Source organism: Halospeciosus flavus (assembly GCF_029814175.1).
GTDB classification, from domain to species: Archaea; Halobacteriota; Halobacteria; order Halobacteriales; family Halobacteriaceae; genus Halospeciosus; species Halospeciosus flavus.
The window spans coordinates 2812587-2831670 of the sequence record NZ_CP122312.1; the positions used below are offsets into that span (position 1 = coordinate 2812587).

At 66.9% G+C, this 19084-nt stretch carries 25 protein-coding genes and 1 tRNA gene; 15 read left to right on the plus strand and 11 right to left on the minus strand.

Annotated elements, in window-relative coordinates:
- Positions 1-2: 2 nt before the first annotated feature.
- Together P0Y33_RS14840 and P0Y33_RS14845 are read right to left on the minus strand one after the other, a co-directional pair.
- Entirely contained in the window at positions 3-1721 is a 1719-nt protein-coding gene (locus tag P0Y33_RS14840) for a nitrite/sulfite reductase (protein ID WP_279528160.1), read from the minus strand.
- Between the two features lie 305 nt (positions 1722-2026).
- Positions 2027-4138: an adenosylcobalamin-dependent ribonucleoside-diphosphate reductase gene (locus P0Y33_RS14845; RefSeq protein ID WP_279528161.1), complete on the minus strand. Its 2112-nt coding sequence runs from the start codon at positions 4136-4138 to the stop codon at positions 2027-2029.
- A gap of 414 nt (positions 4139-4552) precedes the next feature.
- Between P0Y33_RS14845 and P0Y33_RS14850 the strand changes: the two genes are divergently transcribed.
- Entirely contained in the window at positions 4553-4771 is a 219-nt protein-coding gene (locus P0Y33_RS14850) for a hypothetical protein (protein WP_279528162.1), read from the plus strand.
- Between the two features lie 90 nt (positions 4772-4861).
- Entirely contained in the window at positions 4862-5050 is a 189-nt protein-coding gene (locus tag P0Y33_RS14855; RefSeq protein WP_279528163.1) for a hypothetical protein, read from the plus strand.
- A 42-nt stretch (positions 5051-5092) separates the two neighbouring features.
- Here P0Y33_RS14855 and P0Y33_RS14860 read toward each other — a convergent pair whose 3' ends face one another.
- Positions 5093-5305, minus strand: coding sequence for a hypothetical protein (locus tag P0Y33_RS14860; protein WP_279528164.1), 213 nt, complete (start codon positions 5303-5305; stop codon positions 5093-5095).
- Between P0Y33_RS14860 and P0Y33_RS14865 the strand changes: the two genes are divergently transcribed.
- Together P0Y33_RS14865 and P0Y33_RS14870 are read left to right on the plus strand one after the other, a co-directional pair.
- Positions 5304-5453, plus strand: a complete 150-nt coding sequence (locus P0Y33_RS14865) for a hypothetical protein (protein ID WP_279528165.1) — start codon at positions 5304-5306, stop codon at positions 5451-5453. The genes P0Y33_RS14860 and P0Y33_RS14865 overlap by 2 nt on opposite strands.
- A gap of 149 nt (positions 5454-5602) precedes the next feature.
- Positions 5603-5917 (plus strand): hypothetical protein, encoded by a 315-nt coding sequence (locus tag P0Y33_RS14870; RefSeq protein WP_279528166.1) that lies wholly within the window; start codon positions 5603-5605, stop codon positions 5915-5917.
- Here P0Y33_RS14870 and tmk read toward each other — a convergent pair.
- Positions 5914-6498: a dTMP kinase gene (gene tmk / locus P0Y33_RS14875; protein WP_279528167.1), complete on the minus strand. Its 585-nt coding sequence runs from the start codon at positions 6496-6498 to the stop codon at positions 5914-5916. The genes P0Y33_RS14870 and tmk overlap by 4 nt on opposite strands.
- A gap of 116 nt (positions 6499-6614) precedes the next feature.
- Between tmk and P0Y33_RS14880 the strand changes: the two genes are divergently transcribed.
- The 7 genes from P0Y33_RS14880 to cofG all read left to right on the plus strand — a co-directional run bounded on the left by P0Y33_RS14880 (position 6615) and on the right by cofG (position 12710).
- The gene (locus tag P0Y33_RS14880; RefSeq protein WP_279528168.1) at positions 6615-7388 is read left to right on the plus strand and encodes a hypothetical protein; all 774 of its coding nucleotides are present in this window, start codon (positions 6615-6617) and stop codon (positions 7386-7388) included.
- 54 nt (positions 7389-7442) lie between these two features.
- Complete coding sequence (locus P0Y33_RS14885) at positions 7443-8339, plus strand: complex I NDUFA9 subunit family protein (RefSeq protein WP_279528169.1); 897 nt, start codon at positions 7443-7445, stop codon at positions 8337-8339.
- A gap of 196 nt (positions 8340-8535) precedes the next feature.
- Complete coding sequence (locus P0Y33_RS14890) at positions 8536-9717, plus strand: tubulin/FtsZ family protein (RefSeq protein ID WP_279528170.1); 1182 nt, start codon at positions 8536-8538, stop codon at positions 9715-9717.
- A complete protein-coding gene (locus tag P0Y33_RS14895; RefSeq protein ID WP_279528171.1) occupies positions 9695-10477 on the plus strand; it encodes a DUF4398 domain-containing protein in 783 nt (260 codons plus the stop codon). Before P0Y33_RS14890 ends, P0Y33_RS14895 begins: the two co-directional genes overlap by 23 nt.
- Positions 10478-10482: 5 nt before the next feature.
- Positions 10483-11124 (plus strand): 2-phospho-L-lactate guanylyltransferase, encoded by a 642-nt coding sequence (cofC, locus tag P0Y33_RS14900; RefSeq protein ID WP_279528172.1) that lies wholly within the window; start codon positions 10483-10485, stop codon positions 11122-11124.
- Entirely contained in the window at positions 11121-11531 is a 411-nt protein-coding gene (locus tag P0Y33_RS14905; protein WP_279528173.1) for a hypothetical protein, read from the plus strand. The genes cofC and P0Y33_RS14905 overlap by 4 nt, the downstream gene beginning before the upstream one ends.
- A gap of 63 nt (positions 11532-11594) precedes the next feature.
- The gene (gene cofG / locus P0Y33_RS14910; RefSeq protein ID WP_279528174.1) at positions 11595-12710 is read left to right on the plus strand and encodes a 7,8-didemethyl-8-hydroxy-5-deazariboflavin synthase subunit CofG; all 1116 of its coding nucleotides are present in this window, start codon (positions 11595-11597) and stop codon (positions 12708-12710) included.
- Between the two features lie 236 nt (positions 12711-12946).
- Here cofG and P0Y33_RS14915 read toward each other — a convergent pair whose 3' ends face one another.
- Entirely contained in the window at positions 12947-13183 is a 237-nt protein-coding gene (locus tag P0Y33_RS14915; protein WP_279528175.1) for an Lrp/AsnC ligand binding domain-containing protein, read from the minus strand.
- 115 nt (positions 13184-13298) lie between these two features.
- Between P0Y33_RS14915 and P0Y33_RS14920 the strand changes: the two genes are divergently transcribed.
- Complete coding sequence (locus tag P0Y33_RS14920; RefSeq protein ID WP_279528176.1) at positions 13299-13976, plus strand: potassium channel family protein; 678 nt, start codon at positions 13299-13301, stop codon at positions 13974-13976.
- A gap of 2 nt (positions 13977-13978) precedes the next feature.
- Complete coding sequence (locus P0Y33_RS14925; protein WP_279528177.1) at positions 13979-14209, plus strand: Lrp/AsnC family transcriptional regulator; 231 nt, start codon at positions 13979-13981, stop codon at positions 14207-14209.
- A 6-nt stretch (positions 14210-14215) separates the two neighbouring features.
- Here the strand turns inward: P0Y33_RS14925 and P0Y33_RS14930 are convergent, their stop codons facing one another.
- On the minus strand, positions 14216-14686 hold the full coding sequence (locus P0Y33_RS14930; protein WP_279528178.1) for a DUF5813 family protein: 471 nt from the start codon (positions 14684-14686) through the stop codon (positions 14216-14218).
- Between the two features lie 143 nt (positions 14687-14829).
- Here P0Y33_RS14930 and P0Y33_RS14935 point away from each other — a divergent pair, with 143 nt between their 5' ends.
- Positions 14830-15738, plus strand: coding sequence for a hypothetical protein (locus P0Y33_RS14935; protein ID WP_279528179.1), 909 nt, complete (start codon positions 14830-14832; stop codon positions 15736-15738).
- A gap of 112 nt (positions 15739-15850) precedes the next feature.
- Here P0Y33_RS14935 and P0Y33_RS14940 read toward each other — a convergent pair.
- From P0Y33_RS14940 to P0Y33_RS14950, 3 genes are all read right to left on the minus strand, one after another.
- A tRNA-Leu gene (locus P0Y33_RS14940) sits at positions 15851-15933 on the minus strand.
- A 177-nt stretch (positions 15934-16110) separates the two neighbouring features.
- A complete protein-coding gene (locus P0Y33_RS14945; RefSeq protein ID WP_279528180.1) occupies positions 16111-16455 on the minus strand; it encodes a ferredoxin in 345 nt (114 codons plus the stop codon).
- Positions 16456-16513: 58 nt separating this feature from the next.
- Entirely contained in the window at positions 16514-17089 is a 576-nt protein-coding gene (locus P0Y33_RS14950; protein ID WP_279528181.1) for a hypothetical protein, read from the minus strand.
- A 110-nt stretch (positions 17090-17199) separates the two neighbouring features.
- Between P0Y33_RS14950 and P0Y33_RS14955 the strand changes: the two genes are divergently transcribed.
- Positions 17200-17442, plus strand: coding sequence for a hypothetical protein (locus tag P0Y33_RS14955; protein WP_279528182.1), 243 nt, complete (start codon positions 17200-17202; stop codon positions 17440-17442).
- Between the two features lie 18 nt (positions 17443-17460).
- On the opposite strand, the gene P0Y33_RS14960 is transcribed toward P0Y33_RS14955, so the two are convergent.
- Both P0Y33_RS14960 and P0Y33_RS14965 read right to left on the minus strand, forming a co-directional pair.
- On the minus strand, positions 17461-17979 hold the full coding sequence (locus P0Y33_RS14960) for a peptidylprolyl isomerase (protein ID WP_279528183.1): 519 nt from the start codon (positions 17977-17979) through the stop codon (positions 17461-17463).
- A 38-nt stretch (positions 17980-18017) separates the two neighbouring features.
- Complete coding sequence (locus P0Y33_RS14965) at positions 18018-19082, minus strand: anthranilate phosphoribosyltransferase (RefSeq protein ID WP_279528184.1); 1065 nt, start codon at positions 19080-19082, stop codon at positions 18018-18020.
- Positions 19083-19084 lie beyond the last annotated feature (2 nt).

A 19084-nucleotide genomic window follows, 5' to 3' on the forward strand; every position in this document is an offset into this window, starting at 1 on the left:
CCTTAGTCACCGTGAGCCACCCCCTTGGAAACCGGGGCGTCTGCCTGCTGCATCACGTCGCGCAGGTAGTCGTTGTCGACGCGGCGACACCACTCGTAGAAGCGCTCGTCCTCCGTGCGCTCCTCGGCGTAGGTCGCGAACAGTTCTTCGAGCGCCGGGATGATGGCGTCGGCGGGGACCGCGTTCTCGACCCAGTCGAGGAAGGCGTTGTCCTCGCCGAGCGCGCCGCCGAGACCGAAGTCCATCCCCTCGACGATGGCGTCGCCCTCCGCGTTCGTGGAGACGTCGCGGTCGAGTTCGTCGGCGTCGACCTTCACGGTCTCGCCGCGGAAGCCGATGTCCGCGATCTGCGGTTGGGCACAGGACGCCGAGCACCCCGACATGTGCGTCCGGACGACTTCGAGGTCGTCGGGCGTGTCGATGCGCTCGTCGAGTTCGCGCGCCCAGCGCTTCGTGCGCTTCTTCGTCTCGATGATGGCGTAGTTACAGAACTCGTTGCCCGTACAGCCGACCGCGCCACGCTCGAACGGGCCGGGGTCGGGTTTGTACTCCTGGGCGAAGTCCTCGGCCAAGAGGTCGTCGACGTTCTCGTCGGGGATGTGGGTGACGAGGAAGTTCTGGTCGGTCGCGAGGCGGATGGAGGCGTCCTCCGTGCCGTACTCCTTCGCGGCGCGGGCCGCCTCGGCGAACTCGTCGCCGCCCATGCGGCCGGCGATGACGTTGAATCCGACGTAGTTCAGGCCGTCCTGTTTCTGCTCGTGGACACCGACGTGGTCGCCCTTGTACCCCTCGGTGAGGTCGACGCCCGCCTCGCGGAGGTCGACCTCGCAGCGGTCGCGGACAGCCTCCTCGAACTTCTCGGGACCCATCTGCTCGACCAGGTAGCGCATCCGGCAGACGCCACGGTTGTTGCGGTCGCCGAGTTCCTTGAACGTCTGTGCGACGGCACGGGTGAACTCGACGGCGTCCTCGGGGAGGACGAAGACGTCGAGTTGGGAGGCCATGCGCGGGCCGTCGGAGAGACCGCCGCCGACGCGGGCGTGGAAGCCGTAGTACCACTCCCCGTCGATGCGCTTCTTGGCGGGGACCATCCCGATGTCGTTGATCTGCGACTGGGCGCAGTCGTACTTACAGCCCGTGATGGTCATCTTGAACTTCCGGGGGAGGTTGGCGTACTCCCGGTTGTTCGTGAAGAAGTCGGAGACGGCTTCGATGACCGGCTGGGCGTTGAAGTGCTCGTGGCCGTCGAGACCGGCGGCCGGACAGCCCAGGACGTTACGAGCGGAGTCGCCACAGCCCTGGATGGTCGTGAGACCGACCTCGTCGTAGCGGTCCCAGATGTCGGGGACGTCCTCGACTTCGACCCAGTGTTTCTGGATGTCCTGGCGGGTCGTGAGGTCGAGGTAGGCGTCGCCCCACAGTTCGTTCTGCTCCTCCCCGCCGTACTCCTCGGGGGCGGTGGCGTAGTCCTCGGTGACTTCGCCGATGACCTCCGCCTGCTCGGGCGTGAGGTAGCCACCGGGGGCCTTCGTCCGCATCATGAAGTAGCCGCGCTGCTTGCCGTGGGCGTACATGCCGGCCCACTTCAGGCGCTCCCACTCGCCGTCACCGGCCCGCTCTTCGATCTCGTCGAAGGAGAGGCCTTCCGCGGCGTACTCGCGGACGTCCTCGATGACGTCGAGGGGATGTTTCTCCTGCTTTCGTCGTTCGACTGTGTTCACGCGAGCCACCTCCGGTGGTGAGCGCGTGCTCGTTGCATCTTCGATGCGACGGTGTTCGTGCTGCTCATAGTGAGCCTCCGCGGGTGTGCGTCTGTCCTGACATTGGCGAATCGAGACCGGCTACCGGTGGCATCGAATCGATAGCCGGCGCTTCTATCTACACACGCGTAGCCGACGCGTATGTACCTGCGCGCGTATGCGACATCTACCTGTGCTCCCGGTCGGAGGAAAGAACTACCGGTATCACCCACGACGGCGATCACACGTCACCGACACTGGCAACACTGTCCGGTATGACGAACTTCCTATCCGCGTTCTTCGTTACCGTCCCCCTCTGGTTCGGTGGAGAGCACCTGTCCGCTCCGGGACCCGCTCCGGTAGACGGTGACCCCCTTGCAGGCGAGGTCGGCGGCGAGGTGGTAGGCGTCGGCGATTCGCTCGCGGTCGGCGTCGTGGGCGACGTTGACGGTCTTCGAGACGGCACCGTCGACGTGCTCCTGGAAGGCGGCCTGCACGCGGACGTGGTCCGCCATGTCGACGTCGCGGGCGCGGGGGAAGAGGTCGGCCAGTTCGTCCGGTATCGGGAGCGACGAGGGGCCGTCGTAGGCCCCGCTCTCGAGCAGGGAGAGCGCCTCGTTCCGGACCGCCTCGACGTCGACGTCGTTGGCCTCCAGCACGCGGAGGAAGTAGTCGTCGAACTCCACGAGCGGTTCGGCGCCCTGCACGTCGCGGCCGACGTTCTTGAAGTAGACCACGTCGTAGAGCGGCTCGCACCCCGCGGAGGTGTCCGCGATCATCGAGGTCGTCCCCGTGGGGGCGATGCTCGTCAGTCCGTGGTTGCGGATGGGGTAGCCGTCCTCCCACTCCGCGGGGTCCTCGCCGGTGTGCCGACGGAACCACTCGGGGTGGGCGGTCGGGTCGGCGTACTTCGACTCCTCCCAGGCGGGGAACACCCCACGCTCGGCGGCGAGGTCGTGGCTCGTCTGCGTGGCGACGTGGTCGATGCGGGCCATCAACTGGCGGGCCACCTCGACGGAAGCGTCCGAACCGTAGCGCACGCCCAACTGGACGAGGAGTTCCGCGAACCCCATCACGCCTAGTCCGACCTTCCGCAACCGGCCGACCGTCTCCTCGATCTCGTCGAGGGGGAAGTCGCTGGCCGTCACGACGTCGTCGAGGAAGCGCGTGCCCAGTCGGGCGATGCGGTCGAGTCGGTCGAAGTCGACGGCCTCGTCGAGGAAGGCGTCGACTGCGGCGTCGAGGTCGTCGCCCGCCTCGGCGTCGCCGTCCCACCGCTCGCGGAAGTCGTCCCAGTGTGGTGGGTCGTCGGCCACGCAGAGCGAGAGGTTCACGTGCCCGAGGTTGCACGCCTCGTAGTCTTCGAGGGGTTGCTCGCCGCAGGGGTTCGTCGCCTCGATACGGTGGTCGGGGTAGGCGTCGACGTCGAAGGAGTGCTCGGCGTTCGCCTGGTCGAGCAAGAAGAGTCCGGGTTCGCCGTTGCGCCACGCGCCGTCGACCATCAGTCGCCAGACGAAGCGCGCGGGGAGGGTCATCTCCTCGCCCTCGGTCAGGAGGTCGCCGCGGTACGCCTCGATGCCCGGAATCTCGTCGGCGTAGTCGCGCCAGACGTTCTCCTCGACGATGTCGGGGTCCGTCTCGGCGTAGCTCTCGTTGTAGAAGCGGGCGGTCCACTCGGTCACCTCGTGTGGCTCCCCAGTTCGTGGGTTGTAGAGCGTGTACTCCTCGTCGTCCTGGACCGCCTCGTAGAACTCGCGGGTGGCGGCGACGGAGAGGTTGAAGTTCTCCAGTCGCCCCTCCTCGCGTTTCGCGACGCAGAAGCGGCCGACGTCGGGGTGGTCGGCGCGCAACATCCCCATCTGGGCGCCGCGGCGCTTCCCGCCCGCCTTGATGGTCTCGCACATCTGGTCGTAGACGCTCATGAACGAGACCGGTCCCGAGGCGATTCCCCCCGTCTCCTGGACGACGTCGCCCTTCGGTCGGAGCGCGGAGAAGGAGTAGCCGACGCCGCCGCCGGACTGGAAGATTTCGGCGGCCTGCCGCGCGACGTCGAAGATGTCCCCCAGGTCGTCGTCGGGCGAGATGACGAAACACGCCGAGAGTTGCCCGAGTTCGGTGCCGGCGTTCATCAGCGTCGGCGAGTTCGGCACGAACTCCAGGTGGGTCATCAGTTCCTCGAAGCGCTCGGCCCACCGGTCGGCGTCGTTGCCGTGTTCCTCCTCGACCGCGGCGACGGCCGTGGCGACGCGCTCGAACAACTCCGCGGGCGTCTCGACGACCTCGCCCTGTTCGTCCTTCAGGAGGTAGCGCGCCGGGAGGATTCGCTCGCGGGCGTTCTCGGTGAGTCGCTCCGCGACCGTCTCGCCGGTGACGCGCTTGACCGGGAGCGTGACGTCCATCGTACCAGAGACTCCGAGGGGGCGTCGGAAAACTCCTAGGGCGATTCGGCCCGGCGTCGCGGTCGGGACGGCCGACGTGACCGACGCGGTCGGTGGACGAACCCGGTCTCTCAGAAACAGGTCCACATCTGAGAGGTGGACCTGAGTGTAGACAGACGGGCTTGGCCTATCAGGGCCGCTATACTTAATAGAAATTGGTGGGAAGAAAAAGGTGGAGTGTCACCACTCCGAAGTCGTACAAACTGAGTCCGAGTGATTCAGAGAGATCGTCCCGCACCCCGTCTCTCGTGCCACACCGACCTGGACGTCAGTTGGTTCGACTCCCCCCTCTGTCCAAAGCCCACGAACGCCCTCCGCTTCGAGGGCGTTCTTCGAGTAGCGTCAACCACAACGTGCTCCGAGACGCCAGTGAAATTGACCTGGTACGACATCCTCCCCTGCGACCAGCGGATCGAGTCGGTGTCCGCGTCGACTCCCCGGTACGTGCTCAGAGCACTGGTAGGGGAACAGTGCGACGCCACGGAAGCGGAGAACCGGTACTTCGAGTGTCGGAACTGCGGCCGGCAGGTAGAGAACGGAACGACCTGTCCGGCGTGTGGATCCGACGAAATCGCCGAGTACGAGCAGTTCTAACGGACGACGATCCGCGACTACAGACCCATTCTTGGCACCGACCCGCGGGGGGCTCGACGCCCGTCGTCGAAGCGCCATACCCGACAGAAGATGAGTGATACGTCACGCTCACGGGACCACTCCGAGTCCGTCTCGAACCTCTCGGTAGGCGAGATTCTGTCGATACTGGTCCACCTCTCGTTCGTCACACTCGTCGTCTATACCCAGACCGGGAGCCACCTGCTCACGGGTGCCGTCACGTTCTGTGTGGGGCTGATTCTCGTGTGGCGCTGCAGTTAAGCCCCACCGTCTGACGCCGTCGGGGCGGGTGTCTCCGGCGCGCTAGCCTTCGTCGTCGAGCCACCACGTCAGCGCGTTCCCGCTCGTCGCCGTCTCGACGCGACCCCGTTGTTGCAGGTCCCGGAGGCGGTCGACGGCCTGTTGCTTCGGAATCCCCAGTTCGCGGGCGATCTCCTCGGTTCGGTGGTTCCCACCGGCGATGCACTCGCCGAGTGCCGTCTCGTCGGGTTCGCGTAAGTTGTCGTGGTCGAACATGGGTACGGTGGCAGGGGGAGATGTTTCGGTCGTTCCGACCGACGCCCTCGACGGACTGGCGCGAGGGCTGTCGTCGCTGGTGACGGCTGTTCTCGTGGGTCTGGGCGTGAACCGCCCCGACGCCGACGTCCCGTCACCACGTCGGTAGCGAGTACGATCCGATTATTAAGTACGACGGCCATGGCACACCAAACCAGAGTGGAAGTATCGGACTTCGGTGAGTAATCGAACACCGTCCCGCGAGCGTCGGCCGGTGGAGTCGCTAGGGTTTTGTCGGTGTGGGCGAACCCACCACACGTGCCCTCGCTCACGCTCGGTGCCGCGCTCGGGGTCGCCTTCTTCGTCGTCCTCCACACGGCCATCGCCGCCGTCGCGGCCCGGTTCTTCCGGCTTCGGCTGTCGACCCGCTGGGGACGCGTGGCGTTCACCGTCTTCTTCGTCCCGGTGGTCTACCTGGCGACGACGCTCGTCCTCGGTGCGCTCGGCGTCGGTGCCGGGGCGTTCGAGAGTAGACGGGTGTTCCTGACGGTGACGTGGGCGTTCCCGTTCTTCCTCGGGTACTCCGTCGACCTGTTCTGGATGCCGCCACCCGAACCCGAGGGCGAGCGTTAGTCGAGGAGGCGGTCGAGAGTCTCTTCGACGGCGGCGAGGACTTCCTCGGGTGACTGGGTGGCGTCGATGCGGACGAAGCGTTCGGGTTCGTACTCGACGAGTCGCTCGTAGTTCGACTGGACGTCCGCGAGGAAGGCCGCCTGCTCGAACTTGTTGGTCGCGCCGCTCCGGGCCGCACCGGTCTCCGGGTCCACGTCGAAGTAGAGCGTCGCGTCCGGCGCGCGGGTGAACGGTTCGTGGATGCCGCGGACGTACTCCATCGGCCGCTTCACCTCCCCCTCCAGGGCGGCCCCCTGGTAGGCGTAGCGCGAGTCGGAGTAGCGATCCGAGACGACGACGTCGCCGCGCTCCAGCGCGGGGCGGACGACTCGGGAGAGGTGGTCGGCGTGGTCGGCGGTGTAGAGAAAGAGTTCCGCGAGGGGGTCGGCGTCGTCCTCGCCGATGGAGCGGCGGACGGCGTCACCGTACCACGAGTTCGTCGGTTCGCGCGTGAACTCGAAGCCCTCGTCGTAGCGCTCACGGAGTGCCTCCCACACCGTCGTCTTCCCGCTCCCGTCGATTCCCTCCAGTGTGACGAGCATAGTCGTCGAAGGTGTGTCCGGGAGTAAACGGCTTCGGCTTTGGCTTCGGACGCGCCCCTTTCGTACAGGGATAGTTCGAACAAGTTTTATTTTTCTAGAGTTTTAATAGAAAACTAATGGTATCTATCGAGAAGGTAGTCTCTTCGGGTGTGTTCGCGGGGTTAGGACTCGGGGGTGTCGTCGTCGGACTCGTCGACGCGTACCAGGACCTACTTCTCCAGGGTGAGCCACCGGTCACGGTCGCGCTCGAGAACACGGTCCCGGTCGCGCTCGGTATCGTCTTGCTCTGGCTCGCGTGGGACGTCTACTGGCGGGGGAACGACGAGGAGTTCGTGAGCACCGTCGCGAAGATGTCCTTCGTCAGCGTCGTGGGCGTCGGACTCGTCGGGTCCTGGGTCGTCGGAATCCAACTGGTCCAGGGTGTGCTCAAGCCCATGGTCATCCTCCTCGACACGCTCGTCGCCGTCGCGGTCCTCGGCACCATCGCCGGCATCAACGAGGCGGAGCGGGACGTCGAACGCGACCGCTTCGAGACGCTGGCCCAGCAGGCCGACCGCCCCGTCGCCGAGACGTACGTCGACGACGGACTGGTCGCCTCGGCGACGAACGAGGCGTTCCGCGACACCTTCGGCGACGGGTCGGCGGCACGGCTCGGGGCACAGACGGGCCGGACGCACGCCGAGGCGGCACTAGTCGATCTCGTCGACTTCGTGGACGAGGATCCGCTCGCGGGGGTCTTCCCGTCGCTCGAACGCGGCGAGACAGTCGAACGCGACGTTCGCATCGAGGTCCACGGGGAACCACGCGACTACACCCTCCGACTCGCCCCCGTCTCCGGCACCGCGGACCCACTCGAAGTCTCCGCCGTCTTCGTCCCGGCGGACGAGTGACCGTCCCACGAATCCGCAAGTACATTTAGGTGCAGACCGGGTGAAGTGCCGGCCATGCAGGTACTCGTCACCGGCGGCACCGGGTTCATCGGGAGGGAACTCTGTCGCGAACTCGACGACCGCGGACACGACGTCACCGCGCTCTCGCGGGAACCCGAACCGGAAGTCCTCCCCGACGGCGTCGCGACGGCCGTCGGCGACGTGACCGCCTACGACTCCATCGCGGTCGACTTCGAGGGGATGGACGCCGTCGTCAACCTCGTCGCGCTCTCGCCGCTGTTCGAACCGAAGGGTGGCGGTCAGCGCCACTTCGACGTCCACCTCGAAGGCACCAAGAACGTCGTCGAGGCGGCCGAGGCAAACGACCTCGACCGCGTCGTCCAGATGAGCGCCCTCGGCGCCGACCCGGACGGGCCGACGCCCTACATCCAGTCGAAGGGACGCGCCGAGGAAGTCGTCCGCGACTCCGCGGTCGACCACACGATTCTCCGCCCGTCGGTCGTGTTCGGTGACGGCGGGGAGTTCGTCCCGTTCGTCGAGACGCTCACGACGCCGTACGTCACTGCCCTCCCCGGCGGCGGGAAGACCCGCTTCCAACCTATCTGGGTCGGTGACGTCGCCGACCTCCTCGCCGACGCCCTCGACGAGGAACACGCCAACGAGACCTACGAAGTCGGCGGTCCCGAGGTCCTCACGCTCGCCGAGGTGACGAAACTCGTCTACCGCGCGAAGGGCAAGCGGGTCACCGTCCTCTCCATCCCGATGCCGCTCGCCCGTCTCGGACTCACGGTCGCCGACGCCCTCCCGTTCGTCCCGATGGGCCTCGACCAGTACGAGTCGCTCGAGTTCGACAACACCGTCTCGGACAACGACGTGACGGCGTTCGGCCGCGACCCGGCGGACCTCCGGACGCTCGCCGACTACCTCGGCGCCGCCGAGCCGACTCCGTAGCACGCGTCGAGACTCGACGCTCGAACTCACCGGGCGACTTAAAGGGGGCCGATTCAGCTCGTGTCGGCGGAACGAAGAAAATCCGTCGACAGCGGCCGAACCCTCCGTTTTTTCAGTAATCGTCGACGCCGTCCGACGCCTGTCATCAAAAGGCTTATCTCTCTGATTCCTCTCTTTTCTCCCAACGACCAGTATCATGAAACTCGCAATGATCGGGTTCGGCCAGGCGGGCGGGAAAGTACTCGACAAGTTCCTCGAGTACGACCAGCGCCACGGGAGTAAGATCGTCCGCTCCGCCGTCGCCGTCAACACCGCGAAAGCCGACCTCATGGGGCTCGAACACGTCCCGGAGGAGAATCGGATTCTCGTCGGGCAGTCGCGAGTGAAGGGCCACGGCGTCGGCGCCGACAACGAACTCGGGGCCGAAGTCGTCGAGGAGGACATCAACGAGATCCAGGGCGCCATCGACCAGATTCCCGTCCACGAGGTCGACGCCTTCCTCATCCTCGCGGGACTCGGTGGCGGGACCGGTTCCGGCGGCGCGCCCGTCCTCGCGAAGCACCTCAAACGCATCTACACGGAACCCGTCTACGGCCTGGGCATCCTCCCCGGCGGAGACGAGGGGGGCATCTACACGCTGAACGCCGCCCGCTCGTTCCAGACGTTCGTCGGCGAGGTGGACAACCTCCTCGTCTTCGACAACGACAACTGGCGGAAGACCGGCGAGTCCGTCCAGGGCGGCTACGACGAGATCAACGACGAGATCGTCAAGCGCTTCGGCGTCCTCTTCGGCGCCGGCGAGGTCGAGACCGGCGACACCGTCGCCGAGTCCGTCGTCGACTCCTCCGAGATCATCAACACCCTCGCGGGAGGTGGCGTCTCGACCGTGGGCTACGCCCGCGAGACCGTCGAGAACGACCAGTCCTCGGGTGGCATCCTCTCGAAGTTCACCGGCGGGAACGAGTCGAAGGCCGAGGACACCGCCAACACGACCAACCGCATCACCTCGCTCGTCCGGAAGGCGACGCTCGGTCGACTCACGCTCCCCTGCGAACCCGAGGGTGCCGAGCGCGCCCTCCTCGTCACGGCCGGCCCGCCCGCCTTCCTCAACCGGAAGGGTATCGAGCGCGGGCGGAAGTGGCTCGAGGAGCAGACCGGGTCGATGGAGGTTCGCGGTGGGGACTACCCCATCCCCGAGTCGAACCACGTCGCCGCCGTCGTCCTGCTGTCCGGCGTGACGAACGTCGAGCGGATCAAGGACCTCCAGCGGGTCGCCGTCGAGGCACAGGAGAACATCGAAGAGATTCGCGAGGAGAGCGAAGAGAAACTCCAAGAACTCGTTGGAGACGACGAAGATGAACTGGAACCGCTCTTCTAAGGTCGTCCTCGCGCTGTTCGTCCTCCTCGCCGCCGCCGTCGCGCCCGTCGCCGCGGTCGACGTGCAGGGGAACGTCTCGGACAGTGCCGAGGTCGGCGCCCAGCAGGACAGGACGTTCACGTTCACGAACCTCTACACCGACTACGAGGAGTGGACGCTCCACGGGCAGACGGACCTCACGCAGGTCACGTGGACGGTCACGGCCTACGACAACGCCGGGAACCAGATCGAACAGCAGACGTTCACCGGGCAGAGCTTCGACTACCACATCCGCGCCAGTGACGGCACCACGAAGGTGACCGTCCGTCTGCAGGGGACGACGCCGGCGGTCGACGACTGGAGCTACCAGCCACCCCAGTCGATCGTCTTCGCCGAGTTCCAGCAGACCCAGCAGGGTGGTTCGGCGACCGTCCTCCAGAGCTACGACGGGGTCCGACCGTACACCCAGCAGAGCCAGCAGGCCCGCACACAGATTCAGCAGGCCGAGGCCGCCATCCAGAACGCCCAGTCCGCGGGTGCCGACGTCTCCGAGGCGAAACGGCTTCGGCAGAACGCCGTCGAGGCGTACAACTCCGGCAACTTCGACCTCGCCATCGACCTCGCCAACCAGGCCGAGCAGAAGGCCGAGTCCGCCGCCAAGTCGAGTAAGCTCACCCGCTGGGCGCTCATCGGCGGGGCCGTCGTGATCGTCCTCCTGGCGCTCGCCGGCGGCGTCTGGTACTACCTCAGTAACCGCGAGACGCACGACAAACTCGCCTGACGGTCATGCACACCGTCGTCCCGTTTTCCGGTACCGACCCGTGTACGCGACTCTCGCCCGTTCTCGAACCCGCCGAGCGCCGCGAGTTCGCGGCCGCCATGCGTGACGACGTCCTCGACGCCGTCGACGCCGCCGGTGGCGACCCGGAGTTGGTCGTCCCCGAACCGCTCGACTGCGACCAGGCCGACGTCCCCGTCACCGTCGACGACCGGGACCTCTCGACGGCCGTGAACGCCGCACTCGACGCGGATGCGGGTCCGACCGCCGTCGTGATGGCCGACCTCGCGCTCGCCGAACCCCGTACCCTCGCCGCCCTCTTCGAGGCGGACGGCGACGTCGTCGTGGCACCGGGCCGTGGCGGCGGGACGAACGCCCTCGTCGTCCGCCACCCCGACTTCCGCGTCGACTACCACGGCGCGTCCTTCCTCGACCACCTGCGAGCGGCACGTGACGCCGGCGCGAGCGTCCGGGAGTTCGACTCTCACCGTCTCGCGACGGACGTCGACGAACCGGACGACCTCGCCGAACTCCTGCTCCACGGCGACGGCCGTGCGACGAGGTGGCTCCGCCAGGCCGGCTTCGACCTCACGGTCGCCGACGGACGGGTGGGCGTCGAACGCACGACCTCGGGTGGTGACCCGACGTGACCGCCCTCGATTGGCGCACGCTCGTCCGGTACGTCGTCTCGGTCGTCGGATTGCTCCTCCTCACGGGAGTCGTCGCGACGGTGCTGACGACCGCGCTCACGGCACTCGGTCTCCCGAACCCGGTCGCCAGTCCCGCCGGACTCGGCGGGGGAATCGCGGCCGCGCTGGCCGCTGCCGACGCCTTCACGCCGATCGGTCGCGGGACGCGCACCGACGCGCTCGAACGGAAGTCCGACGTCCGCCTCGGGTTCGAGATCGTCCTCGCGGTCCTCCTCGGCGCGGCCGGGACCGTCCTCGTGGTCTCGCTCGGCGGCGGTGGGTTGCTCTCCCTCTTCGGTGGCGCCCTCCTCGGCTACGCCGCCTTCATGTTCCAGAACCGGGAGGCCTACGTCCTCGAACGCGAGTAGCCCCAGCAAGGAACAGAGTAGGGTAGCAACGCTTTTCGGCGCCCACGGACTACCCGAAGAGCGATGACGGACATTCCGGGCGCCGACGAGTACGGTATCGACCTCACCATCGACGAGGCGGAGGTCGAACGACTGCTCGACGTCGGACCCGCGGACGTCGAGGCGGCGTCGGAACTCTCCTTCGCCCGGAACGTCTTCCTCCCGCTCACCACGGCCTGTCGCTACACCTGTACCTACTGTACCTACTACGACCCACCGGGACAGGCGAGTCTGATGAGTCCCGAGGACATCCGGGAGTCGGTTCGGCTGGGCGCCGACGCCGGCTGTACGGAGGCGCTGTTCACCTTCGGCGACGACCCAGACGACCGATACACGCAGATTCACGACCAACTCGACGAGTGGGGCCACGACTCCATCCACGAGTACCTTCGGGAGGCGTGCGAGATCGCCCTCGACGAGGGACTCCTCCCCCACGCGAACCCCGGCGACCAGACCTACGAGGAGATGGCGCAGGTCGCCGACGTGAACGCGAGTATGGGCGTGATGTTGGAGACGACCGCCGAGGTGCAGGCCCACGGCGGTCCCCGCGCGAAGAACCCCGGCCAGCGACTCAACACCATCCGGAACGCGGGCGAACTCGGCGTCCCCTTCACGACGGGCATCCTCGTGGGAATCGGCGAGGACTGGACCGACCGCGCGGAGTCGCTGCTCGCCATCCGCGACCTCCACGAGCGCTACGGCCACGTCCAGGAGGTCATCGTCCAGCCAGTGTCGAACAACGAGCGCTGGACGGATGGCTCGCCCTCCATCGAGACCCAGCGCCGCGTCGTCGCGATGGCCCGCGCCGCCCTCCCCGACGAGGTGAGCGTGCAGGTGCCGCCGAACCTCGCACCCGCTCGCGACCTCGTCGACTGCGGCGTCGACGACTTGGGCGGCGTGTCGCCCGTCACCGACGACTACGTCAACCCCGACTACGAGTGGCCCGCGCTCCGCGAACTGGAGGACATCGCCGAGCACGCTGGCGTCCCACTCCGCGAGCGCCTGCCGGTCTACGAACACTTCCTCGAAGACGGCCGGCAGTGGGTCTCAGAGCGCGTCCGTGCCGAACTCGACGCCGACTCCCCGGCGGGCGAACGCTACCGCGCCGTCCTGGAAGGCGAGTCGCTCGCCGCCGACTGACCCTTCTGCTTCTCTAGGTCACGTCTCGTCGGCGTCGGCGAGTGACGTTTGAACGACGAACGCGAACCCCAGTACCACGAGCGCACCGGCAACTCTCGCCCGCCCCGACCACTTCTCGATTTCGGCGCGCCTCGTACCCCGCCCGAGGTGCCGACCGGTACATTTCCTATCGCGTCATACAGTTTATCGGTCGGTGAACGACCCCTGGAGGTCGACGAGGAACGGAGCGGAGCGTCTCACTCCGCGGAGAGGGAGATGTACGTCTTCGTGTCGAGGACGCCGTCGAGGTTCTGTATCTCGGAGGAAGCGACGCCGAGGACGTTGTTCACGGCACCGCCGTCGGCCTCGGCGATGAGGTCGTACTGTCCGGCGACGATGTGCGCGTCGACGATACCGTCGAGTTCGAGGACACGACCGAGGAGCGTCTCCGACTCGCCCGTGTCCGTCTTGACCATGATGAAGGCGTGGACCATGGTGTGGGTTTCTCTACCACACGGCAAAAGTCTTGCCGAGCGGCTGGTCCCACTCGATGGATCTGCGTCGTGTCCAGCGCAAACATATTTCAAGGAGGGTAGTAAACTCAGTACCATGCGAGTAGTTATCATAGGGTTCGGACGGGTCGGGATGCGGACGGCCCGAGTGGTCCGAAACGAGGGTCACGACGTCACGGTTGTCGACAACGACCCCGAGAAGATCGAACGGGCGCGAAACGATGGGTTCGACGCCATCGAGGGCGACGGCGCCGCGGAGGACGTCCTCGACGACCTCGACCTGAAGACGGCCGACGCCTTCGGCGCACTCGCGGGCGACCTGAACGTCAACTTCGCGGCCTGTATGGTCGCCAAACACTACGGCTGTCGGACGGTCCTCCGTATCGACGAGGACTACCGCGAGAACATCTACCGGAAGTACGCCGACGAGGTCGACGAGATCGTCTACCCCGAGCGTCTCGGCGCCATCGGCGCGAAGAACGCGCTCCTCGGTGGGAACGTGACCGCCATCGCGGACCTCGCGGAGAACCTCCAGGTCGTCCAGTTCACCGTGACGCAGGACGCACCGATGCACGGGTACACCGTCAGCGAACTCGAACTCCCCTCTCACGCACGGTTGCTCGCCTTCGGGAAGCGCGACGAGACGCTCGGGCTTCCGCTGCCCGACGACACGCTGGAGGTCGGCGACCGAATCGCCGTCATCTCGGAGTTCGACGCGCTCGACGACGTCCGGCAAATACTGGTCGGCGAGGAACCACGTCGGGGTGAGGCGTAACGATGGTCGTCGCGTACATCCTCGTCAAGGCGAATTCGGGGGAGGCAGACCGCATCCTCGGCGAGATTTCGGACATCGACGGCGTCGTCGACGCGCACGTCGTCGCGGGCGACGTCGACTTCATCGTCAAAGTGGAGGTCGACTCGCCGGCCGCGGTGAAAGAGATCTCCGCGAACCAGATTCAACGGGTTCGGGGCATCGAGACCACCGAGACGTACCTCTCGATGGACTGATTCGCCTCAGAGGGGCGTCCCTTCCTGTCCCTCGTGGGCGGCGCGTTCGCGCATCTCCTGAACCTTCGGGACGTAGTCGTAGCCGGGGATGATGCCCTCGAACCACGTTCCCTCGACGAAGTTGGCCACGGCGAGCGCGTCGTCGGCCGCGTTGTCGGGCCGTGCCTCGATGGCCGCCTCGACCGTGATCGTCGACCCCTCGCGCTCGACCGTCGGTTCTTCGACCGGGTCGGCGTAGGTGACGCCGCTCACGTCGACGACGCGGAGTTCGAACGTCTCGTACCACCCGTCCTCGACGACCTCTGCGACGGTCTCGCTCTCGACGACGCTGTCGAGGGTCGGGACCTCGGCCGTGACGCGGACGGTCTCGTCCTCGACGCGCACTGTCGCGTCGAAGTCCGTCGTCGTCGGGACGAACGTGTCGTCGTCCGCTTCGAATCGGTCGTGGCGCTCGAACTCCCGTGTGAAGTCGCTCATACCTCTGGTAATCGCTCCCGCAAAAAGAGGGTGTCGCGTGGCGACGACACGACGGTGGCCGAGTACGGGAGATCGCGGACGCTGCTCACGTGGCGAGCGACCAGTCCGACAGCGTTCCCGACACGGGGTCGCGCATAAACCGTATGTGGCTTCACGAAATTGACGCCGTGGACGACGTCGCCGTCGCGGCCATCGTCGGTGAGGAGTCCGATACGGTCCGTGAGACACTCCTTCGCCGACTCGAAGCGGTTCTCGGGAAGGGCGATAGAGTTGCTCGCCGACGGTCCGAACCGCGTCACCTAACTCGTCCCGTCGCCAACGTCGAGGAGAACACCGTGTCCGCCCCGACAGACACCGACGCCGATTCGGACCTCTCGAACCCGTACGCCGAGCAGGCCGCGGAGTGGCTCGTCTTCCCGGAGGACGTGCCCGACGATCCGCTCCGCCGGGCGGAACCGGACCAGGAGATCGCGGCGATGGCCCGGAGCCGTGGCGAGGACCACGAGGCCGTCCGCGAGCGCTTCGTCTACGAGTACGCGTGGGCCGTCCCGAACCGGCCGGCCGTCGAGGCGGTCGTCGAGTACGGACCGGTCGTCGAGATCGGCGCGGGACTCGGCTACTGGGGCTGGCTCGTCGAGCAACTCGGCGGCGACTACGTCGGCTACGACCCCGACCCCCGGACACAACTCAACGACCCCGAAGCGGCCGTCCGCGAGGACATCGTCGCGCGCGGCGACCGCCACGGCCGTGAGTTCGAGGACTTCGTCCACGACGGCTGGACGGACGTCCGCAAGGGCGACCACCGCGCCGCCGCCGACCACCCCGACCGAACCCTCTTTCTTTGTTGGCCCTCTCGAGACGCCGACTGGGCGCACGAGGCACTGGACGCCTACGACGGCGACACGCTCGTCTACGTCGGCGAGGGTCCCGGCGGCGTCACCGGCGACGAGCAGTTCTTCGAGGAACTCCGTCGCGAGTGGGGTGTCGTCGACTCCGTCCCGATCCCCCAGTGGCCGTTCGTCGACGACCTGCTGGTCGTCTACGAGCGATAAGAGGAAACTGCGGGGGGAGGGATTCGAACCACGGTCGCAAATCTTCGAATTTGCTCCCCGATTCGAACCCTCCGTCCTCGCACCGCCGCTCGCGTTCGCTCGCGACGAGTACTGCGGGGGGAGGGATTCGAACCCACGAAGACCTGCGTCAGCGGATCTTAAGTCCGCCGCCTTTGGCCACTCGGCCACCCCCGCCGGGTGCGGAACCCGTCTGAAGAAATCGGCCGACTGTACCTGAATCTGTCGGACGAACCCTCAAGTACGATGGCGCGGCCAGACTCCCCGTGCGTCGGACGACGCCGCGGGTCGCTCACGTTCGGTGACGGCGGTCGCACGGTCCGCGGAAGAGAGGAGTGTGACCGCCTGTTCGCCCTACCAGTCGACGCTCAGCGTCCCGTCACCGTTCGGGTCGGGCGAAATCTCCTCGTTCGTCCGGCGGTCGACGACGTGGATGACGCCGTCGCCCTTCTTCGCGGGGCACTTCTCCGCGGCCTCGACGTTGTGGTCGAGTTCGGACTCCTCGAAGAAGTACGAGACCGGCGTGCCCATCCCGCTCTGGAGGTCCATCTCCCAGTTCGGGGAGACGTTGGCACAGCGCCCGGCGCCGATGCACTTGTTCGCCTCGAAGATGAGCTTGTACGGTTTCTCCTCGACGGGCGGGGCGTCGGTCTCCCCGACGTCGCTCGGGTCGACCGCCTCGTCGGCGTCCTCGGCCATGCTCACTCCTCGGGTGCGCGTCGCCTTTCCTGTGTCGGTGCGGTCGCCGCGTGTCCGACTACTCGGCACACCACCCGACGGCGCGGACTTCCTCGGGGTCGTAGACGTCGTGCGTGACGAGGCGTTCGAGGAGGTCGGTGACGACCCACCACCAGCCACCGCGCTGGAGCGCCATCTTCCGGGTGAACGGCGCGCGAACGAGGTCGTACCGTCCGTCCCAGTCCATCCACGTCACGCGCTCGCCCGCGTCTAGCCGGGCGAGTTCGTCCTCGGAGAGTTCGTCCGTTCGCTGGAACCGGCGGTACTTCCCGCCCTCGTCGACCTTCCAGTAGTACGGGCCGCCGTCGGCCTCACTACCCCACCCCGCGCTCCGGAGTTCCGCGAGCGTCACGTAACTCTCACCGAACGGAGCCTCGGTGTCCGCGTAGCGGTCGGTGACGCCGTCGCTCGCGTCGTCGGGGAGCCCACGCTCCGGAGCGACCGGGTCGAACCCGACCGCGTCGACGCCGCCGAACAGACACTCGTAGGCCGGCGCGTAGCCGTTGACGAAGGGAGGAAACGTTACGGTCTGGTGCCACTCCTCGCCGCACTCGTCCGCGGGCACCTCGACGCCGCCGAACACCTCGACACGCATCGTCCGTGGCTATCAGTGCCGACCACTTAGGGAGCGCCCCCGACGGCGTGCGAGAGTGTCCCGCGTGGGCGCCCGGGTTTACGGGTCGGGACCCGGTATCTCTCGACGTCATGTCCGAACTCGTCGCCGCGCTGAAAGACAGCGAAACGACGTTCACCGCGAAGCACTACCGCGAGCGCGAGCGCGGTATCGCGCTCAAGAACCGGGACAGTGACGAAGCGCCCACCATCGCGTTCATCCCCTACGAGAACCTCCAGTACGTCCGGAACGCGAACGCAGGCGACGCGATGCAGACGGGTGGGGACGAACAGACAACGGCGAAGTCGAAGTCGAAGTCGAAGTCGGAGAAGTAGGCCAACCGCCGTCGACGCTTACCGGTCGTCGTGGATCTCGACGGACTCGAGGAGGATGTCCTCGAGCGGTTCGTCGTTGCGGCCGGTCGGTGCGTTACCGATGTCGCGGACGACGTCCATCCCGTCGATTACCTGCCCGAAGACGGCGTGCTTGCCGTCGAGGTGGGGTTGTTCGTCCAGCGTGATGTAGAACTGGCTCCCGTTCGTGTCGGGGCCGTGATTGGCCATCGCGACGGTCCCCTCGCTGTCGTGGCGGAGGTCCTCGTGGAACTCGTCGTCGAACTCGTAGCCGGGGCCGCCGCGGCCCGTCCCCTCGGGGTCGCCGGTCTGGAGCATGAACCCGGAGATGACGCGGTGGAACGGCACGTCGTCGTAGAGGGGGTCGGTACGGGTCTCGCCCGTGTCGGGGTCCTCCCACTCCTTCTCGCCGGTCGCGAGGCCGACGAAGTTCTCGACGGTGTTGGGAACCTTCTCGGGGTAGAGTTCGATTTCGATGTCGCCCTTCGTAGTGTGGAGGGTCGCAGTCAGGTCGCTCATAGGTTCGAGAAGGCGACAGCGAGTGAAAACGCTGTTGTTCAGAACGCCCGGAGGTCGTGGAGGACTTCCTCGGCGGCGCCGGAGTCGATGGCGTCGCGGACGGCCGCCAAGCCCTCGTCGAGGTCGTCGACGTCCTCGCGGGCGTACAGTCGGAACGCGCCGTTGAGGGCGATGGCGTCGGCGAAGTCGTCCTCGCGTTCGCCGGCGAGGACCTCCTCGGTGATGGTCGCGGAGTCCGCGGCCACGTCGGCGACTTCGAGGCTCTCGTCGCTGAAGTCCGTGCCGTACTCGCCGGTCTGAATCTCGAAGTCGTCGAGTTCCTCGGTGCCGGCGTTCCACTCGGCGACGGTGGTCGACCCGGGACGGATGTCGTCGTACCCCTCCATCCCCTGGAACATGATGACCCGCGAGACGTCGTTCTCTTCGCTCTCGCGGAAGGTGTCGACGACCTTCTTCGCGAACGCGAGGTGGTAGAAGCTCCCGAGGTGGACGTCGGCGTTCGCCGGGTTGGCGAGCGGTTCGACGGTGTTGACGAACGTGCGGACGCCCATCTGCTCGCGACGGTCGAGCAGGTCGGCGACGCCGGGGTTGAAGTTCGGCTGGTAGTAGAAGCCGAAGCCGGTCTCGTCGACCATGTCGGCACTCTCCTGCGGGTCGAGGTCGGTCTCGACGCCGAGTTCGTCGAGGACGTGCTTGTAGGCGGTGCCCTTCGACGCGGGGACGCGGTCGCTGGAGTGGACGACGACGGGCGTGCCCGCGGCGGCGGCGGCGACGCCCGCGCCGACGGCGAGGAGCGCGGAGTCGGTCTTCCCGTCGTAGTTGGCGCCGCAGTCGACCGGGTCGGCGTCGGGTTCGGCCGTCTCGACGGACTCCTCGCGCATCACGTCGACGAACGCGCCGAGTTCCTCGGGCGTGTTGCGCTTCCAGCGGTTCGCCAGCCAGAACGCCCCGAGCGTGGTCGGGTCGGGTTCGCCGCCGAGGATGCGCTGGAAGGCCTCGCGGGCCTGCGCGCGAGTCATGTCCTCGGCCGAGCGCTGCCCGGACCCGACGACCTCGGACAGCAGACGCTTCAACGGCCACTCGCCGTAGTCGGTTCCGCTCATGA

What these genes read in the sequence shown, in the direction of transcription:
- P0Y33_RS14845 (WP_279528161.1), bottom strand. Translation starts at nt 4,138, where the DNA reads ATGGACGTCACGCTCCCGGTCAAGCGCGTCACCGGCGAGACGGTCGCG.
- P0Y33_RS14855 (WP_279528163.1), top strand. Translation starts at nt 4,862, where the DNA reads ATGAGTGATACGTCACGCTCACGGGACCACTCCGAGTCCGTCTCGAAC.
- P0Y33_RS14865 (WP_279528165.1), top strand. Translation starts at nt 5,304, where the DNA reads ATGGGTACGGTGGCAGGGGGAGATGTTTCGGTCGTTCCGACCGACGCC.
- P0Y33_RS14860 (WP_279528164.1), bottom strand. Translation starts at nt 5,305, where the DNA reads ATGTTCGACCACGACAACTTACGCGAACCCGACGAGACGGCACTCGGC.
- tmk (WP_279528167.1), bottom strand. Translation starts at nt 6,498, where the DNA reads ATGCTCGTCACACTGGAGGGAATCGACGGGAGCGGGAAGACGACGGTG.
- P0Y33_RS14880 (WP_279528168.1), top strand. Translation starts at nt 6,615, where the DNA reads ATGGTATCTATCGAGAAGGTAGTCTCTTCGGGTGTGTTCGCGGGGTTA.
- P0Y33_RS14885 (WP_279528169.1), top strand. Translation starts at nt 7,443, where the DNA reads ATGCAGGTACTCGTCACCGGCGGCACCGGGTTCATCGGGAGGGAACTC.
- P0Y33_RS14890 (WP_279528170.1), top strand. Translation starts at nt 8,536, where the DNA reads ATGAAACTCGCAATGATCGGGTTCGGCCAGGCGGGCGGGAAAGTACTC.
- P0Y33_RS14895 (WP_279528171.1), top strand. Translation starts at nt 9,695, where the DNA reads ATGAACTGGAACCGCTCTTCTAAGGTCGTCCTCGCGCTGTTCGTCCTC.
- cofC (WP_279528172.1), top strand. Translation starts at nt 10,483, where the DNA reads ATGCACACCGTCGTCCCGTTTTCCGGTACCGACCCGTGTACGCGACTC.
- cofG (WP_279528174.1), top strand. Translation starts at nt 11,595, where the DNA reads ATGACGGACATTCCGGGCGCCGACGAGTACGGTATCGACCTCACCATC.
- P0Y33_RS14915 (WP_279528175.1), bottom strand. Translation starts at nt 13,183, where the DNA reads ATGGTCCACGCCTTCATCATGGTCAAGACGGACACGGGCGAGTCGGAG.
- P0Y33_RS14920 (WP_279528176.1), top strand. Translation starts at nt 13,299, where the DNA reads ATGCGAGTAGTTATCATAGGGTTCGGACGGGTCGGGATGCGGACGGCC.
- P0Y33_RS14925 (WP_279528177.1), top strand. Translation starts at nt 13,979, where the DNA reads ATGGTCGTCGCGTACATCCTCGTCAAGGCGAATTCGGGGGAGGCAGAC.
- P0Y33_RS14930 (WP_279528178.1), bottom strand. Translation starts at nt 14,686, where the DNA reads ATGAGCGACTTCACACGGGAGTTCGAGCGCCACGACCGATTCGAAGCG.
- P0Y33_RS14935 (WP_279528179.1), top strand. Translation starts at nt 14,830, where the DNA reads ATGTGGCTTCACGAAATTGACGCCGTGGACGACGTCGCCGTCGCGGCC.
- P0Y33_RS14945 (WP_279528180.1), bottom strand. Translation starts at nt 16,455, where the DNA reads ATGGCCGAGGACGCCGACGAGGCGGTCGACCCGAGCGACGTCGGGGAG.
- P0Y33_RS14950 (WP_279528181.1), bottom strand. Translation starts at nt 17,089, where the DNA reads ATGCGTGTCGAGGTGTTCGGCGGCGTCGAGGTGCCCGCGGACGAGTGC.
- P0Y33_RS14955 (WP_279528182.1), top strand. Translation starts at nt 17,200, where the DNA reads ATGTCCGAACTCGTCGCCGCGCTGAAAGACAGCGAAACGACGTTCACC.
- P0Y33_RS14960 (WP_279528183.1), bottom strand. Translation starts at nt 17,979, where the DNA reads ATGAGCGACCTGACTGCGACCCTCCACACTACGAAGGGCGACATCGAA.
- P0Y33_RS14965 (WP_279528184.1), bottom strand. Translation starts at nt 19,082, where the DNA reads ATGAGCGGAACCGACTACGGCGAGTGGCCGTTGAAGCGTCTGCTGTCC.